The sequence below is a fragment of the Kosakonia quasisacchari genome, from assembly GCF_004331415.1.
GTDB lineage: Bacteria > Pseudomonadota > Gammaproteobacteria > Enterobacterales > Enterobacteriaceae > Kosakonia > Kosakonia quasisacchari.
The window spans coordinates 240,849-257,118 of sequence record NZ_SJOP01000002.1 but is presented as its reverse complement, the minus strand read 5'-3'; the positions used below and the strand labels follow the sequence as shown (position 1 = coordinate 257,118).

Sequence of the window (16,270 nt, the reverse complement as noted above, 5' to 3'; positions counted from 1 at the left end):
TTACCAGCGTGGAATATCAGTTATCACATCAGCGTTTTGCGCGCGCTGACGCAGGAAGTGATCCATTAACACAATCGCCAGCATCGCTTCAGCGATCGGTACGGCACGAATGCCAACACACGGATCATGACGACCTTTGGTGATCATTTCGACCTCATCGCCGAATCGGTTGATCGTCTTCCCGGGCACGGTGATGCTTGAGGTTGGTTTCAGCGCGATATTGGCGATAATTTGCTGGCCGCTGCTGATACCGCCTAAAATGCCGCCCGCATGGTTGCTCTGAAAGCCCTGTTTGGTGATTTCGTCGCGGTTTTCGCTGCCGCGCAGTTTTACCACCTCAAAGCCATCGCCAATTTCAACGCCTTTCACCGCGTTAATGCTCATCAGCGCATGGGCAATATCCGCATCAAGGCGGTCAAACACCGGTTCACCAAGACCTGCCGGTACGCCATCGGCGACGACAGTGACTTTCGCGCCAATGGAATCACCCTCTTTTTTCAGGCCGCGCATCAGCTCATCCAGCGCGTCAATTTTATCGGGGTCCGGGCAGAAAAACGGATTCTGCTCCACCTGATCCCACGCTTTAATCTCCAGCGGGATATCGCCCATTTGCGTCAGACAGCCGCGAATAACAATGCCAAATTTCTGCGCCAGATACTTTTTCGCAATAGCGCCAGCCGCCACGCGCATCGCCGTTTCACGGGCAGAAGAACGACCACCGCCACGATAATCGCGCACACCATATTTTTGTTCGTAGGTGTAATCCGCATGCCCCGGACGGAACAGATCTTTAATCGCGCCGTAATCCTGCGAACGCTGATCGGTGTTTTCAATCAGCAGACCAATACTGGTGCCGGTGGTCACGCCTTCAAACACGCCGGAGAGAATTTTCACCTGATCCGGCTCGCGGCGCTGGGTGGTGTAGCGCGATGTCCCCGGGCGGCGTCTGTCCAGATCGTGTTGCAGATCCGCTTCCGTCAGCGGAATGCCCGGCGGCACGCCGTCGACAATACAGCCGAGCGCCAGGCCGTGCGATTCGCCGAAGGTGGTTACGCGAAAGAGTTGTCCAATTGTGTTTCCTGCCATCACGGCTCCGTTGTCGTTGTCTGTGTTGAGCGTCGTTTTAATCTTTATAAATGCTGAAGTGCTCGCGAGCGGCGATAAGCTGCGCTTTGGTCAACATAAAGACGCCGTCCCCGCCGTTATCAAACTCCAGCCAGGTGAACGGTACGTCCGGATATTGTTCCATCAGATGTACCATGCTGTTACCCACTTCACAAATCAGGATACCGTTGTCAGAGAGGTAATCCGGCGCACAGGCGAGGATGCGACGCGTCAGTTTCAGACCATCGCTGCCGGAGGCCAGGCCAAGTTCCGGCTCGTGACGATACTCTGACGGCAGGTCAGCCATATCTTCTTCGTCAACGTACGGCGGGTTGGTCACAATCAGGTCGTACTGCACTTTCGGCAAGTCGCGGAATACGTCGGAGCGGATCGGCGTCACGTGGTGAATCAGCCCGTGCTCTTCGATGTTATGCTCGGTTACCGCCAACGCATCCGTGGAGATATCGACAGCGTCCACTTCCGCTTCCGGGAAGGCATAAGCGCAAGCAATCGCGATACAACCGCTGCCGGTACACATATCAAGAATATGCTTCGGCTGTTCATCGATAAGACCAGCAAAATGGTTGTTAATCAGCTCGCCAATCGGCGAACGCGGCACCAGCACGCGCTCATCGACATAAAATTCGTGGCCGCAAAACCAGGCTTTATTGGTGAGGTAAGCCACCGGAATACGTTCGTTAACGCGGCGGATCACGCGCTCAACAATGCGGTGGCGCTCGCTGGAGGTCAGGCGCGCGGTGCGCATATCTTCCGGGATATCCAGCGGCAGGTAGAGCGTTGGCAACACCAGTTGCACCGCTTCGTCCCACGGGTTGTCGGTGCCGTGACCGTACCAGATATTAGCGGCGCTAAATCGGCTTACCGACCAGCGCAACATGTCCTGAATGGTGTGCAGTTCGTTCACTGCTTCGTCGACGAAAATTTTATCCATGGTATCCCCCAGGCGCATGCTCGCATTAAATTCGGCGGCTAGTTTGCCACGAAGACGGCGATAAATCAGCATTCTCAAGCGCCTGCGCGGGGTAAAAATGCATTTTGCTGCACCGCTGGCGCAATGAGTCGGGTACACTGAAAGAAAGAAAAGATGAGATGCGCAGATGAAAAAGAAACCATCGCTTAGCGAGGAGGAACAGGCACTGTTCCGGCAATTGATGACCGGTACACGCCAGATAAAGCAGGACACCGTGGTTCATCGCCCGGCGCGAAAAAAAATCACTGAAGTGCCGGAGAAACGGTTATTGCAGGAGCAGGCCGATAACAGCCACTATTTTTCTGATGAGTTCCAGCCGCTGCTAAATACCGAAGGTCCGGTGAAATATGTGCGCGACGATGTCAGTCATTTTGAGCTAAAGAAGATTCGCCGCGGCGATTATGCCCCGGAATTGTTTCTTGATCTGCACGGTTTAACCCAGCTTCAGGCGAAGCAGGAACTGGGGGCGTTGATTGCCGCCTGCCGTCGTGAACATGTGTTTTGCGCCTGCGTAATGCACGGTCACGGCAAACATATTCTCAAGCAGCAAACACCGCTGTGGCTGGCGCAGCACCCGCATGTGATGGCGTTTCACCAGGCACCGAAAGAGTATGGCGGCGATGCGGCGATACTGGTGCTTATTGAAGTAGAAGAGTGGCAACCGCCGGAGTTGCCCTGAAGCGCAGAAACGACAAGAGCCGCGCAATGCGGCTCTTTATCTTTCATGGTCCGGCGAATCAGATAGCTTTTGGCATCTTCAGGTTGCAGGGACTCATTTGCCAGTTAAAGACACCTTTCCCGTCTTCATCCAGCGTGACGCTGGCGATAGCGGATGTAGTAAACATCGGCGGCGCTTCACCCGGGCAGAGCTCGGACACCAGGTATCCAACCAGCGGCAGGTGAGAAATCACCAGCACGGCGGAAGTACCTTCATTTGCCAGCGCCTGCAAATAAGCGCTAACCAGGCCGATATCGCCACAGGGCGTCAATTCCGGCAGGACATCCACGTTGTCAGGCAGGTTCATACACTCCCCTACCTTATTCAGCGTCTGTTCAGCACGTAAAAAAGGGCTGACCAGAACACGTTCAATATCCACTTTTTGGCCTTTCAACCATGTTGCCATTTGACGGGTTTCGTCACAGCCACAAGGGGTCAAGGGACGAACCGAGTCACTGGCTGCATCGAGGGCAGCGTCGCCGTGACGCATGATAAAAACTTGCATATTGCACCGCTTTTGTTAACCAGAATCATTAATACTTTCACCGCAAAATCATTTCACGACATCGGAAAATATTAATGGCCGGCATTGTGCCTGATCCATTCGTTGAATGAAACGCTGTTTTTTACCTCAATGGCGCAAGTATAGTCAATCACTGTTTATTAAATAACCGTGAAGGCCCTGAGGTATAACAGAATTACTTTTTTAGACACTAACTGACACGTTCAGTTTCTATTGTCGGCCAGAAAGTTACACCTTGTTCCGCCATACGCAACAACGGCTCACAAGGGGCAAAACGCTCGCCATATTGAACTTGTAAACGCTGTAGTGTCGCCACCACTTCGCTTACGCCCAGTGCATCCATATAGTGGAATGGCCCGCCCAAAAACGGTGGGAAACCAATGCCAAACACGGCGCCAATATCACCATCTCGCGCACTGCGAATCACCTGTTCATCAAAGCAGCGAGCCGCTTCGTTCAACATCAACATCACGCACCGTTCTGCTATCTGTTGAGGCGGTAACGGCGTGCCATCGGAAACACCAATCAAACGGTAGATAGAGGGGTCTGGCTGCTTTTTGCTTTTACGCCCTTTCGCCGGGTAAAGATAGAAACCGCGCTCATTTTTTCTGCCTTTGCGATCGTCATTCAAGATTGCGTTAACCACACTTGCAGGCGCGCTAAAACGTTCACCGTAGGCGGCTTCCAGCACCGGAATAATTTTGGTGCCGGTATCGATCCCTACTTCATCCAGCAACTGAATGGGCCCAACCGGGAAACCGAATTTCACCAGCGCTTGATCGATCGTTTCAATGCGTTGTCCTTCGCTTAACAAACGCATCGCTTCATTAATGTAAGGCGCGAGGATACGGTTAACGTAAAACCCGGCTTTATCTGCCACCACAATGGGCGTCTTACCTTGTTTTTTCGCCAGCTTCACCGTCGTGGCAATGGTCTGCTCATCAGTACCGACATGGGGAATCACCTCAACCAGCGGCATTTTTTCCACCGGGCTGAAAAAATGTAATCCGATAACTTTTTCCGGACGCGCCGCCTTCGCAGCAATATCCCCGATAGGTAAAGACGACGTATTGGAGGCGAAAATGGTATGCGCTGCGCAGTTGGCTTCAACTTCAGTCACCATCTTCTGCTTTAACGCTAAATCTTCGAACACCGCTTCAATCACCAGATCGCGGTGAGCGAAGCCACGATAATCCAGCGAGCCGGAGATCTTCGCCATCTGGCTGTCGCGCTCGGCGGGTTTCAGGTAACGGCGGCGTACTTTTTTATCCAGTTGTTCCCAACTGTATTTCAGCGCATGGTTAATGCCCTTCGCGTTAATATCTTTAATGCGAACCGGCAAACCGCCTTTGCTGGCGGTGACAAACGCGATACCGCCGCCCATCAACCCGCCGCCCAGCACGCCCACACTGTTAAGCGGGCCAGGTTCGACGACGCTGCCAGGATCTTTTTTAATATCGGTACTGGTAAAGAAGAGATGCCGCAGCGCCTGCGATTGCGGCGTCATCGCCAGTTGGCCAAACGCGCGGGCTTCGGCGTCATAACCGCTGCTGCGCCCCTGGGCAAGGCCGGTTTCAATCACTGAGAGAATGCGCGACGCGGCAGGATAATTCCCCTGCGTTTTCTGCTCTGTTTTCTTTGCCACCATGCGGAACAGAAAAGTGCGGCCAAGCGGCCCGGCAAGGATGCGCTCGCGCACGGATAAATGGCGGCTGGCAGGACGCCCCTGCGAAACCAGCCCGACGGCGGCGTCCAGCAAAATGGAAGGCGGAACCACATCGTCAACCAGGCCCACTTTTAATGCCTGTCGTGGGCGTAACTGTTTACCGGTGAGGATCATCTCCAGCGCGGTACTCACGCCAATCAGGCGCGGTAAACGCTGCGTACCGCCAGAACCTGGCAACAAGCCCAACTGCACTTCCGGTAATCCCAGCACCGTTTTGGCGTCGTTCGTACAAATCCGGCGGTGACACGCCAGCGCCAGCTCCAGCCCACCGCCGAGGCAAGGGCCATTAATCGCGGCAATGACCGGGATCGGCAGCGCGTGGATTTCCGCCATCAGTTGCTGTCCCTGACGGGCCAGCTCCTCTGCCTCTTTCGCCGTCTGGCAGCGGGCGATCATATTGATATCCGCACCGGCAATAAAGTTGTCCGGCTTGGCCGAGATAAACACCACGCCGCGCAAGGCTTTGTTATCGCGGATCTGCTTGAGAATGGCGCGAACGTCCGTTGCGAACTCCGCTTTCAGCGTGTTCATCTTCTCGTTCGGTACATCAATAACGACCACTGCAACATTGTCGGGACGCACACTAAGGGTAAATGCCGATGTTGTGGTCATTACTCTGCCTCCAGAACCATTGCAGCACCCAGACCGCCTGCTGCGCAGGCCGTCACCAGCCCAAAACCGCCGCCACGACGGCGCAGCTCATGCAGGGTCTGCGTGATCATACGCGCACCGGTAGCGGCAAACGGATGCCCATAAGCGATAGAGCCGCCAAGCACGTTAAATTTACTGTCATCCACTTCGCCAGTTGCCTGAGAACGCCCCAGCACCTCGCGGGCGAAACGCTCGCTGGCCATCAGCTTCAGGTTGCTCAGCGTTTGCGCAGCAAAGGCTTCATGCATATCAAGCAGGGTTAAATCCGCCATTGATAATCCGGCGCGCTCCAGCGCTAACGGCGTTGCCCACGCCGGGCCAAGTAACATATCTTCACGCACATCAATCGCGGTAAACGCATAGCTGCGCAGGTATCCCAGTGGCACTAACCCCAGTTCTTTGGCGCGGGATTCTGTCATCAGGATCACCGCCGCTGCGCCATCGGTAAGCGGCGTACTATTGGCCGCTGTCACCGTGCCGTGTTGGCGATCAAACGCCGGGCGCAGTTTGGCATAATCCGCCAGGCTTGAGTTTGTGCGTACGTTGTTATCTTTTTCGACCGGGTCACGAAACGGCGGTGCGTAAGCGGTCATCACCTCTTCTGCCAGTTTACCTTCCGCCCAAGCCTGTGCGGCAAGCTGGTGCGAGCGGTGCGCCAGCGCATCTTGCTGCTCACGGCTGATACCGTACGTTTTCGCCATCTGTTCCGCGGTGTCGCCCATGCGCAGGCCGGTGGAATATTCCGCCACCGCCGGAGGAACCGGCAGCAGATCGCGCAGACGCAGGCGCGAGAAGAGTTTCAGTTTTTGCCCCATGCTGCGCGCTTTATTGGCATCCACCAGCGTTCGCGCCAGTTTTTTGCTGACACCAATCGGCAGCACTGAAGATGAGTCTGCGCCACCGGCGATACCGGCACGAATGGTGCCCGCCAGCAAGCTTTCGGTGACGTTCGCCACCGCCTGGAAGCTGGTCGCGCAGGCGCGGCTTACGCTGTAAGCGTCGGTATGCACACTCATGCCGGTGCCAAGCACAATTTCGCGCGCAATATTCGGCGCTTCTGGCATTTGAACCACCTGGCCAAAGACCAGTTGTTCAATTACATCGGGGGGAATTTCGCTGCGTGCCAGCATCTCTCCCACCACCATTTTGCCAAGATCAATGGCTGGCACGCCGTGAAAAACGGTAGCCTGGCGCGCAAAAGGGGTACGTAACCCACTGACAATGGCAATGCGGTCGCCCTGGCGGGTGACAAGCGGTAATGCCTTCATAACACTCCCCTGTTAACAGCGTGATGCATAAAGTGGTCTGACCTGATAACAGTCTTAACCAATTTTTTACATTTAGCCAATGGGAGGGAGAAAAAAATGGGAGCTAAGGCACAGAGAAACTTAAACAAAACGCTCCCGTTGGGCGGGAGCGTTGGCGGGGATAATTAACGCAGACCAAGCTGGAAAATCAGCGTTTCGGCTTCACAAGCGAAGACAAAATCGATATCCAGGCGCACACCTTCGGCTACTTCTGTAAACGTAGAGGTGATTTGGCAAGGATCGGATTCCACGCTGCGAGCTCTGGCGCTCAACGCAGCCAGAGTTTCGTCAGCGTCGGCGCGGTTAGTGAACACGCGGCTGTAAGAGGCGGTGCAGTCGGAGTTGTCCATAATGGTGCCAACATCCATACAGCAGCAAACCGGGGTTTCATCAGCACTGCATTTACTCATGGTAGATTTCCTCTGAATTCGCACCCAAGGTGCCAAATAAACGTTGCGCATATTTTACGCCGCGAGGGAATGTGGCTCCAGTCGTTAATTCCGCAAGTGGTGATAAGTGACCGAAATCACACTTAAAAATGATCTAAAACAAGAATCAGCTAATCGACTGATTAACACCAGGGGTAATTTTGCTGAGCAGATCCCGTTTCGAAGATCACAATTGAAAAAACTTATATACATACTTGCAACATCTCCTCTGGTCAGACCTATACTTCCGCCACTGGTCTGATTTCTCAGATGTACCTCAGACCCTACACTTCGCGCTCCTGTTACACCGCGTAACATAGTTTGAATAAAAATAAATCGATTTCGAATGAGGTTATGGTCATGAGCCAGAAAACCCGGTTTACCAAGTCTGCTCTGGCAGTCGCAGTGGCAATCGTTTCTACCCAGGCCTGGTCTGCAGGCTTTCAACTCAACGAGTTTTCATCCTCTGGCCTTGGCCGAGCTTATTCCGGTGAAGGTGCCATCGCTGATGATGCGGGCAACGTCAGCCGCAACCCGGCGCTGATCACAATGTTCGATCGCCCAACTTTCTCTGGCGGTGCGGTATTTGTCGATCCGGATGTTAACGTGACGGGCCGTTCTGCGATTGGCAACAATGCCAGCCAGGACAATATTGCTCCAACCGCGTGGATACCGAACCTGCACTTTGTTGCACCGATTAACGATCAATTTGGCTGGGGCGCGTCCGTGACCTCTAACTACGGTCTGGCCACCGAGTTCAACAACAACTACGCCGCCGGTTCGATGGGCGGTAAAACCGACCTCGAAACGCTGAACCTCAACCTGAGCGGCGCGTATCGTCTGGATAGCCACTGGAGCTTCGGCCTCGGTTTCGACGCCGTTTACGCCAAAGCGAAAGTTGAGCGCTACGCGGGCGATCTGCCGCAAATCATCGGCGCAGGTCTGCCAGGGCTGGTGCAATCCGGTCAGTTGAGCGCGCAACAGGCTGCCGCGATTGGTGCGCAGGCTGGCGGCATTAGCCGCGATACGCAAATCGCCCACCTGAAAGGTGATGAATGGGGCTTTGGCTGGAACGCCGGTATTCTCTACGAGCTGGATAAAAACAACCGCTACGCCTTCACTTATCGCTCTGAAGTAAAAGTCGACTTCGACGGCGATTATAAGAGCAGCCTGCCTGCGACGCTGAACCCGATCAATGCCGCGCTGGGTCTGGGCTTGCCGTATGGCACTGGCGGTTCCACCACCAACGGTTCGCTCTCATTGCACCTGCCGGAAATGTGGGAAGTGTCGGGCTACAACCGTGTTGATCCGCAGTGGGCCGTTCACTATAGCCTGACGTATACCAGTTGGAGCCAGTTCCAGGAGCTGAAAGCGACCGGTAACAACGGCCAGACGCTGTTCTATAAAGATGAAAGCTTTAAAGACGCCTACCGTATCGCGCTGGGTACGACCTATTACATGGATGATAACTGGACCTTCCGTGCCGGTATCGCCTTCGATGACAGCCCGGTTCCGGCAGACAAACGCTCCATTTCCATCCCGGATCAGGATCGCCTCTGGCTGAGTACTGGTGCGACTTATGCATTTAATAAAGATGCTTCTGTCGACGTCGGCGTTTCTTATATGCACGGTCAGAAAGTGAAATTCACCGAAGGCCCATACACCTTCAGTTCTGAAGGTCGTGCATGGCTGTACGGCGCGAACTTCAACTACGCGTTCTGATAACCATCAGGCATAAAAAAAGGTGAGCGCAGTGCTCACCTTTTTTATTTGATTTACTTATGGCGAGTCGATGTCTTTCAAATCGCCCTCTATCGCCTGCGCGTTCGGGTTTTCTTGCGGTTTCAGCTTACCGCCGTTGGCGATAAAATCGTGGCGCTGGAAGTAGGCTTCACGCACCAGAATGTACGGATCTGAAGACTGGCGCAGCAGGCCATCTGAATCCAGCAGTTGCGCACGCGATTCAATGCCTTCCACCGTCCATTTACCCACCGACAGCGGCCAGGTCAGCCACGACAGCACCGGATAAAGCGTATCCGCCATATCACCACCGTCTTCACGCAGCGTGAAACTGCCATAGAACGGCAGTTGCATATAAGGGCCGTATCCCATGCCATAATGCCCCAGCGTGCTACCAAAACGATGCGGTTCAACACGCTGCAATTTCGGATTCGCCGCACCGGCGACATCCATAAAGCCGCCCATACCGAGCAGGGAGTTCAGGAAGAAGCGCGTAAAGTGGACCATCCCCTGGTACGGATCGCCCTGTAAAAAGAAGTTCACCATCACCGCAGGTTCTTCAAGGTTGCTGGTGAAGTTGCTCAGGCCATTACGCGCAGGCTGCGGCACATAATCACGCCAGGCAACGGCAACGGGCCGGACAACATACGGATCCAGTACATTGAAGTTGAAACTGTACATGGTGCGGTTGAACCCTTCCAGCGGGTCTGAACGTCCCTGCGAATCTTTACCGGAACTGGCACAACCGACCAGCACAGTGGTTGCCAGCGCAAGCGCCGACAGGCGGAATTTCATAGGTGTCTCCCTGAAGAAAATGGCCATCGCTGAATGCCATTCTGAATAACGCAAACGCGGAAACCGATTTTGCGCAGACAATGCGCAACGCATTGTATCAGCACGTATTCTGATGTCCACGTAGCGAACCAATCTCACTCAGCCTAACCGAACTCACCTTTACGGCTCGTTAACAATTCTATACAAACTTCCTCAATATCGTATTGCCATTATTGCTTTTCGCGCAATTTAGGACGATGCCGTCACGGAATGGAGGTAAAAACCGCTACGCTTAAATTTTGCCGCCAACACCAAGCGAGGCCATCGTGGACAATATAGAAGAAGAGAAACTCGACAAACACAGCGATGACATACAAGTAGAGAGCGACGAGAAAAAAAGCGGGAAGAAAATAGAACTTGATGAAGAGCGCCTGCCCTCACGTGCGATGGCGATTCATGAACATATTCGCCAGGACGGCGAAAAAGAACTGGAACGCGACGCGATGGCGCTGTTCTGGTCAGCGATTGCGGCGGGCTTATCGATGAGCGCGTCGCTGCTGGCAAAAGGGATTTTCCACGTACAGCTCGATGGTGTTCCCGGCGGTTTCCTGCTGGAGAACCTCGGTTACACCTTTGGCTTTATTATTGTCATCATGGCGCGCCAGCAGCTGTTTACCGAGAACACCGTCACGGCCGTATTGCCAGTGATGCAGAAGCCCAGTTGGGTTAATTTTGGTCTGATGACGCGCTTATGGAGCGTTGTTTTACTCGGGAACCTGGTAGGTACGGCTATTGCTGCCTGGGCGTTCGAGTATATGCCCATATTCGATGAAGCCACCCGCGACGCTTTTGTCAAAATCGGCATGGAGGTGATGAAGAACACGCCGCTGGAGATGTTCTCTAACGCCATTATCTCCGGCTGGATAATCGCAACTATGGTGTGGATGTTCCCATCGGCGGGTGCGGCGAAAATTGTGGTGATCATTTTAATGACGTGGCTTATCGCGCTGGCGGACACCACGCATATCGTGGTGGGCGCAGTGGAGATTTTCTACCTGGTGTTTAACGGTACGCTGCACTGGAGCGAATTTATCTGGCCGTTCGCCCTGCCGACACTCGCCGGGAATATTTGCGGCGGCACGTTTATTTTTGCCCTGCTCAGCCACGCACAAATCCGCAACGATATGAGCAACGCACGTAAAGCCGAAGCAAAAGCCCGCGCCGACGAGCAAAAACAGCAACGCGACGGCGCAGAAAAAGAGGCATAAACGGTGACAGTTTAATCACTTGGCGGCCTGTGAGCTTAACGCGAGACATAAATAACGTTATACTCCCGCCGCTTTGTCCCCTTAGTTAAATGGATATAACGAGCCCCTCCTAAGGGCTAGTTGCAGGTTCGATTCCTGCAGGGGACAATATCCCACGTTCTGCAAACATCATTCAAAATCATTATTCTCCTACTAATTCAGTAAGTTAAATAACTTTCTTCGGCTACCAACCGCCATTACTCTTTATCAACGACATGATGGTTAGTATTACGCCATCAGTTGCTGCATGACCTTAATAAACGCGGAGGTCACCTGCTCTTCCTGCGCGTGACGCCCCTCTTCAATCACCCAGCGTCCTCCCGTCATCACCCTTTTTATCGGGTTCGTCGAACAGGCGAAAATCCAGCGATTCAGACGTTCACGATCGCCTGCGGCAGCAAGGAAGGGATCGCGGCTGTCGAGCAACAGCATATCCGCGCGATCGCCTACCGCCAGTTGACCAATAGCCTGCCCCAGCGCACGGCGCCCGCCCTGCAATGCCCCCTGATACAGCACATTGCCGATATAAGGTTCATCCGGCAAATACAGTAAGTTGCGCCGCCGTTTGTTTAACCGTTGCCCGTACTCAAACCAGCGCAAATCCTCGCTGACGCTGACGCTGATATGGCTGTCAGAGCCAATCCCCCAGCGCCCCTGCTGCGCAAGATAGTCCGGCCCCGGAAAAATACCATCGCCAAGATTGGCCTCGGTGGTCAGGCACAGGCCCGCCACGGCACCGGAAGCGGCAATCTGCTGGGTTTCCTGCGGCGTAAGATGCGTGGCATGGATCAGGCACCACTGTTCATCTACCGGTATATGCTGATAAAGCCACTCCACTGGACGCAATCCAGACCAGGCCACGCAGTCATCAACCTCTTTTTGCTGCTCGGCAATATGAATATGCACCGGCTGCGGTTGCGGGCTGGCCTCAAACACGCTCTGCATTTGTTCCGGCGTAACGGCTCGTAGCGAGTGAAAGCACAACCCGGTACGCTGCATCGGCTCAGCAGCAAGCTGCGACGTCAACGATTCATGCAGCGCCAGATAGCTTTCCGTATCGTGAATAAAGCGGCTCTGCCCGGCGGTCGCTGGCTGCCCGCCAAAACCGGAGAAACTGTAAAGCACCGGCAGCAATGTCAGGCCAATGCCTGCCGTTTTCGCCGCCTGTGCAATACGCAACGCCAGCTCGGCTGGCTGCGCGTAAGGTTTCCCGCCACGATCGTGGTGCAAATAGTGAAATTCGGCAACCGAGGTATAACCGGCCTTCAGCATTTCGATATACAGATAGCTGGCAATGATTTCCAGCTGTTCGGGGGTGATTTTGTCCACCATCCGATACATCAAATCGCGCCATGTCCAGAAGCTGTCAGCCGGATCGCCCACCACTTCGGTCAGCCCGGCCATTGCGCGCTGAAAAGCGTGCGAATGCAGGTTTGGCATGCCCGGCACCAGGAAACCTTCCAGGCGAATCGTTGTGTCGTCTGGCGGGCTACCGCTTTCGAGCGCGGTGATGATGCCCTGTGAGGAAACCGTAATGCGGACATTCTCCGCCCAGCCCTGCGGCAACAATGCTTTTGCCGCGAAATATACCGTCATATATCCCCTCACCGCCTGCCGTCATTTAATATGTATATACATGCTTATATATATACATCCAAAAATGCGTAGAGTAAACTTCAACGGTCATCCGGTCGAGGAAAGGGTTAATGGAGCAAAGCGATATTTTTAAAGCAGCCGCAGGCGAGACGCGTCTCGATCAGCCCGCCCCTTTCTATGAAAGGGTGAAGAGCATGATCAAAACCAATATCCACAGCGGCGCCTGGCCGGTGAACTACCGCGTACCGTCCGAAAGCGAGCTGGTCAGCCAGTTTGGCTACAGTCGGATGACCATTAACCGCGCACTGCGTGAACTGACCGCCGAAGGGCTGCTGGTGCGTATGCAGGGCGTTGGCACCTTTGTCGCCGAAGTACGCGGGCAGTCGGCATTGCTGGAAATCAACAACATTGCCGATGAGATTGCCAGCCGCGGCCATCGCCATCACGCCAGAGTGCTGGAGCTGACCCAACTGCATGCAGATGCGCAGCAAGCGCTGTCTTTTAATCTGCCGAAAGGCAGCCGCCTGTTTCATTCGCTGATTTGCCATTATGAAAACGGCGTTCCGGTGATGCTGGAAGACAGGCTGGTAAATTCGCTGATTGTGCCGGACTATTTGCAACAGGATTTCACCCGTATCACCCCGAATGCCTATCTCTCTTCCATCGCACCGATTGTCGAGGGCGAGCACATTATCGAAGCCGTGAACGTGCCCCGCAGCGAGTGCGTTCACCTGGAAATAGATGAGCAAACCCCCTGCCTGCAAGTGAACCGCCGCACCTGGACCGGTCGTCAGGACAAGAAAATCGTCACCAGCGTGCGCCTGGTGTATCCGGGTTCTCGCTACCGTCTGGAAGGAAGCATGCGCAAATGAGGCTGCTGCCTTATAGCGGCTACGCTGAGATGCGCTGGAAAAATGGCCAGGGTGTCACCCGAGAAGTATGCCGTTTTCCCGCCAGCGAACAGTATGACTGGCGCATATCGGTTGCGACGATCCGCGAAGACGGGGCGTTCTCCCGTTTCTCCGGTTATCTGCGAAACATCAGTGTGCTGGAAGGCTAAGGCATGTTTCTGACGGTTGATAACCAGCGCAGCGCGTTAATTCCACCGTTTCAGGCAACGGATTTTAACGGCGATAGCGAGGTGTTCTGCGAGGTCGTCGGCGCGCCGTTACTCGATTTCAACGTGATTTACCGCCGCGAAACCACCCAGGCAACGGTGCGCTGGCTGCGCGCTGGCACATGGCAACATCCACAGGGAACAATGCTGCTGTTCAATGCCGGAAATCTTCTTGATGTCACCGTCGAAGGGGAACGCCATGCTCTGCAACATTACGACAGCCTGCTGATCGAGAACCCGGCGACGGTTACCGTCAACGCAGGCGGCGACACGCTTTTCGCCTGCGTGACGCTGACATCCCGCTAAACTGCAGCGTCGACCTTCTGAAACGCCGCCCGCCCGGCGGCGCGATCTTCACGGTTGGCAATCAGCGCCGAGAGCCCCCACTCATAAACAACTCCCGTACGTAGCGGCATTTCGTCGCGGGTCTGCACCGTTTTTTGATCATTACGGCCGCCAGCGGCGCGGCTTTGGTGATGACTCACGCTCAGCTTAGCGCCTGCGCCTGCTCGTCCATCAAACTGAAACAACAGGCTAATCAGCCCCGACTGGCGTGCCTCTTCGTCATTAATACGTCTGGCGCAACGCAGCATCGCCAGTGATCTCCCTGGAGCATGCAACAGTCGCTGCGTGCGCCAGGTAATAGCGAGGCGCACCACGGGCCAGCCAACATGCGCGACAGATCAAGTCCCCATTTGCCATTGAGCAGCTTAATGGCTTCACTCATCAGCCCCCTTCTTAATCAGTAAAGCAAGCTGGCGGCTCAGTTCGCCATCAGCAATCAGATCCCGGACGGCATGCATATCCGTGTACAGCGGCGTATCGGTTTCACGAAACGCGACTTGCCGGCGCACCTGCGACAGCGTCAGTTCCGTTCCCACCGAGGCGCGCAGCGGGCGGTGAAATTCAATCGCCTGACAAGCGCACAGCAGCTCAATAGCCACGATATCCACTGCGTTTGCCACCGCCTGCATCGCTTTTCGCGCCGAAGAGACGCCCATGCTGATATGGTCTTCCTGCCCGGCACAGGTGGAAACCGTATGTACGCTGGCGGGTGCCGCCAGGCTGCGATTATCACCGGCCAGCGCGGCGGCGACATAGGGTGGGATCATCATCCCGGAATTGGCTCCGCTTGTGCCGACCAGAAACGCCGGTAAGCCGCTGAGATGCACATTAGTGATACGGTCAGAACGCGCTTGCGACGCCGTGCTCAGTTGCGCAATAGCCACCGCCAGCGCATCGAGTGCCAGCGCCAGCGGCGCACCGTGACCGTTACCGCCAGGCAAAATCACCAGCGCATCGTCTTCAATTAAAAACACCGGGTTGTCGGTTACCGAATTGAGTTCGGTGGTGACGATATGACGGCAATGCGCCAGTTGATCGCGCACCGCACCATGGATTTGCGGGATGCAACGCAAGCTGAGTGCATCCTGCACCCGGTGGTCGCGGTAACGCTGAAGGATTTCGCTGCCGTGCAGTAAGCGGCGCAAAATCTGCGCCGTTTCTTGTTGCCCGTCATGCGGACGCAGGGCGTGCAGACGCGCATCGTAGCCGCGAGTGTTGCCTTTCAGCGCTTCGAGACACATACCACCAGCCATATCCGCGACTGGCAGCAACTGCTCGAAATCCCGCACTGCCAGACAGGCCAGTGCGGTAATTTCATACGTGCCGCTGATCAGCGCGTGCCCTTCGCGCGGGCCGGGAATGCGCGGCGCAATGCCCGCTTTCGCCAGCGCCTCGGCGGAGGGCAACAACTCGCCCTGATACCAGCACTGCCCTTCGCCAAACACCGATAAGCCGATATGCGCGGTAGCAATCAGATACCCCACGGAACCACTGGCAGGCGACCACGGCGTCACCTGCCGGTTCAGCATCAGGCACATACGCTGCACCAGTTCAGAGCTGACACCGCTGTAGCCCTGCAACAGCGATTTCAGCATCACCGCCATCATCGACCGCACTTCCCGCACCGACAGATCCGGTCCCATCCCGCAGGCGTGACTGCGCAGCATATTGAGCTGCACGCTGGCAATTTGATCCGCAGAGAGACGCTCGGTTACCAGGTCTCCCACGCCGGTCGTCAGGCCATAAATCACCTTCCCGTCAGCAATCGCCTTGCGAATGTACCCGCTGACCTTATCCATTTGCGCCAGCGCTTCGTCAGCCAGAACAACCGGTGCGCCATCGGCAATGCGCACCAGCTCATCAATGGTCGTGGCATCCGTGCCTAAGGTGACCGCATCCACATGCGGCATGGAAGAACGGATTGTTGTCGTCATCTCGCAGCC

General features: G+C 55.1%; 14 protein-coding genes, 1 tRNA gene and 1 pseudogene. 6 read left to right on the top strand and 10 right to left on the bottom strand.

The genetic code is table 11. The features are described from left to right. Together aroC and prmB are read right to left on the bottom strand one after the other, a co-directional pair. Complete coding sequence (gene aroC / locus E0L21_RS03380) at nucleotides 1-1,086, bottom strand: chorismate synthase (protein ID WP_131406771.1); 1,086 nt, start codon at nucleotides 1,084-1,086, stop codon at nucleotides 1-3. Nucleotides 1,087-1,123: 37 nt separating this feature from the next. Beyond that, nucleotides 1,124-2,056 (bottom strand): 50S ribosomal protein L3 N(5)-glutamine methyltransferase, encoded by a 933-nt coding sequence (gene prmB / locus E0L21_RS03375; protein ID WP_131406943.1) that lies wholly within the window; start codon nucleotides 2,054-2,056, stop codon nucleotides 1,124-1,126. A gap of 166 nt (nucleotides 2,057-2,222) precedes the next feature. Between prmB and smrB the strand changes: the two genes are divergently transcribed. After that, nucleotides 2,223-2,774 (top strand): endonuclease SmrB, encoded by a 552-nt coding sequence (gene smrB / locus E0L21_RS03370; protein ID WP_045513070.1) that lies wholly within the window; start codon nucleotides 2,223-2,225, stop codon nucleotides 2,772-2,774. Nucleotides 2,775-2,832: 58 nt separating this feature from the next. Here smrB and sixA read toward each other — a convergent pair whose 3' ends face one another. From sixA to E0L21_RS03350, 4 genes are all read right to left on the bottom strand, one after another. Next, nucleotides 2,833-3,318, bottom strand: coding sequence for a phosphohistidine phosphatase SixA (gene sixA / locus E0L21_RS03365; protein ID WP_131406769.1), 486 nt, complete (start codon nucleotides 3,316-3,318; stop codon nucleotides 2,833-2,835). Nucleotides 3,319-3,526: 208 nt separating this feature from the next. Further along, nucleotides 3,527-5,674, bottom strand: a complete 2,148-nt coding sequence (gene fadJ, locus E0L21_RS03360; RefSeq protein ID WP_131406767.1) for a fatty acid oxidation complex subunit alpha FadJ — start codon at nucleotides 5,672-5,674, stop codon at nucleotides 3,527-3,529. Beyond that, entirely contained in the window at nucleotides 5,674-6,981 is a 1,308-nt protein-coding gene (gene fadI, locus E0L21_RS03355; RefSeq protein ID WP_131406765.1) for an acetyl-CoA C-acyltransferase FadI, read from the bottom strand. The genes fadJ and fadI overlap by 1 nt, the downstream gene beginning before the upstream one ends. A gap of 164 nt (nucleotides 6,982-7,145) precedes the next feature. Beyond that, complete coding sequence (locus E0L21_RS03350) at nucleotides 7,146-7,430, bottom strand: YfcZ/YiiS family protein (RefSeq protein ID WP_131406763.1); 285 nt, start codon at nucleotides 7,428-7,430, stop codon at nucleotides 7,146-7,148. Nucleotides 7,431-7,808: 378 nt separating this feature from the next. On the opposite strand from E0L21_RS03350, the gene fadL reads away from it, so the two are divergent. Continuing rightward, on the top strand, nucleotides 7,809-9,170 hold the full coding sequence (gene fadL / locus E0L21_RS03345; RefSeq protein ID WP_131406761.1) for a long-chain fatty acid transporter FadL: 1,362 nt from the start codon (nucleotides 7,809-7,811) through the stop codon (nucleotides 9,168-9,170). A gap of 57 nt (nucleotides 9,171-9,227) precedes the next feature. Here fadL and mlaA read toward each other — a convergent pair whose 3' ends face one another. Next, a complete protein-coding gene (gene mlaA, locus E0L21_RS03340) occupies nucleotides 9,228-9,983 on the bottom strand; it encodes a phospholipid-binding lipoprotein MlaA (RefSeq protein WP_131406759.1) in 756 nt (251 codons plus the stop codon). A 305-nt stretch (nucleotides 9,984-10,288) separates the two neighbouring features. Between mlaA and E0L21_RS03335 the strand changes: the two genes are divergently transcribed. Both E0L21_RS03335 and E0L21_RS03330 read left to right on the top strand, forming a co-directional pair. Continuing rightward, nucleotides 10,289-11,230, top strand: coding sequence for a formate/nitrite transporter family protein (locus E0L21_RS03335; RefSeq protein ID WP_131406757.1), 942 nt, complete (start codon nucleotides 10,289-10,291; stop codon nucleotides 11,228-11,230). Nucleotides 11,231-11,305: 75 nt separating this feature from the next. Continuing rightward, nucleotides 11,306-11,377: transfer RNA gene (locus E0L21_RS03330), tRNA-Arg, on the top strand. A 120-nt stretch (nucleotides 11,378-11,497) separates the two neighbouring features. Here the strand turns inward: E0L21_RS03330 and E0L21_RS03325 are convergent. After that, nucleotides 11,498-12,865 (bottom strand): formimidoylglutamate deiminase, encoded by a 1,368-nt coding sequence (locus tag E0L21_RS03325; RefSeq protein ID WP_131406755.1) that lies wholly within the window; start codon nucleotides 12,863-12,865, stop codon nucleotides 11,498-11,500. 110 nt (nucleotides 12,866-12,975) lie between these two features. Between E0L21_RS03325 and hutC the strand changes: the two genes are divergently transcribed. Together hutC and E0L21_RS03315 are read left to right on the top strand one after the other, a co-directional pair. Continuing rightward, entirely contained in the window at nucleotides 12,976-13,737 is a 762-nt protein-coding gene (gene hutC, locus E0L21_RS03320) for a histidine utilization repressor (RefSeq protein WP_131406753.1), read from the top strand. Continuing rightward, a pseudogene (locus E0L21_RS03315) lies at nucleotides 13,734-14,288 on the top strand (HutD/Ves family protein). The gene hutC and the pseudogene E0L21_RS03315 overlap by 4 nt, the downstream one beginning before the upstream one ends. Here the strand turns inward: E0L21_RS03315 and E0L21_RS03310 are convergent. Continuing rightward, nucleotides 14,285-14,638, bottom strand: coding sequence for a Clp protease/crotonase-like domain-containing protein (locus E0L21_RS03310; protein ID WP_165501865.1), 354 nt, complete (start codon nucleotides 14,636-14,638; stop codon nucleotides 14,285-14,287). The pseudogene E0L21_RS03315 and the gene E0L21_RS03310 overlap by 4 nt on opposite strands. A 63-nt stretch (nucleotides 14,639-14,701) precedes the next feature. Continuing rightward, a complete protein-coding gene (locus E0L21_RS03300; protein ID WP_235855191.1) occupies nucleotides 14,702-16,261 on the bottom strand; it encodes an HAL/PAL/TAL family ammonia-lyase in 1,560 nt (519 codons plus the stop codon). Between the last annotated feature and the right edge of the window lie 9 nt (nucleotides 16,262-16,270).

What these genes read in the sequence shown, in the direction of transcription:
- aroC (WP_131406771.1), bottom strand. Translation starts at nt 1,086, where the DNA reads ATGGCAGGAAACACAATTGGACAACTCTTTCGCGTAACCACCTTCGGC.
- prmB (WP_131406943.1), bottom strand. Translation starts at nt 2,056, where the DNA reads ATGGATAAAATTTTCGTCGACGAAGCAGTGAACGAACTGCACACCATT.
- smrB (WP_045513070.1), top strand. Translation starts at nt 2,223, where the DNA reads ATGAAAAAGAAACCATCGCTTAGCGAGGAGGAACAGGCACTGTTCCGG.
- sixA (WP_131406769.1), bottom strand. Translation starts at nt 3,318, where the DNA reads ATGCAAGTTTTTATCATGCGTCACGGCGACGCTGCCCTCGATGCAGCC.
- fadJ (WP_131406767.1), bottom strand. Translation starts at nt 5,674, where the DNA reads ATGACCACAACATCGGCATTTACCCTTAGTGTGCGTCCCGACAATGTT.
- fadI (WP_131406765.1), bottom strand. Translation starts at nt 6,981, where the DNA reads ATGAAGGCATTACCGCTTGTCACCCGCCAGGGCGACCGCATTGCCATT.
- E0L21_RS03350 (WP_131406763.1), bottom strand. Translation starts at nt 7,430, where the DNA reads ATGAGTAAATGCAGTGCTGATGAAACCCCGGTTTGCTGCTGTATGGAT.
- fadL (WP_131406761.1), top strand. Translation starts at nt 7,809, where the DNA reads ATGAGCCAGAAAACCCGGTTTACCAAGTCTGCTCTGGCAGTCGCAGTG.
- mlaA (WP_131406759.1), bottom strand. Translation starts at nt 9,983, where the DNA reads ATGAAATTCCGCCTGTCGGCGCTTGCGCTGGCAACCACTGTGCTGGTC.
- E0L21_RS03325 (WP_131406755.1), bottom strand. Translation starts at nt 12,865, where the DNA reads ATGACGGTATATTTCGCGGCAAAAGCATTGTTGCCGCAGGGCTGGGCG.
- hutC (WP_131406753.1), top strand. Translation starts at nt 12,976, where the DNA reads ATGGAGCAAAGCGATATTTTTAAAGCAGCCGCAGGCGAGACGCGTCTC.
- E0L21_RS03300 (WP_235855191.1), bottom strand. Translation starts at nt 16,261, where the DNA reads ATGACGACAACAATCCGTTCTTCCATGCCGCATGTGGATGCGGTCACC.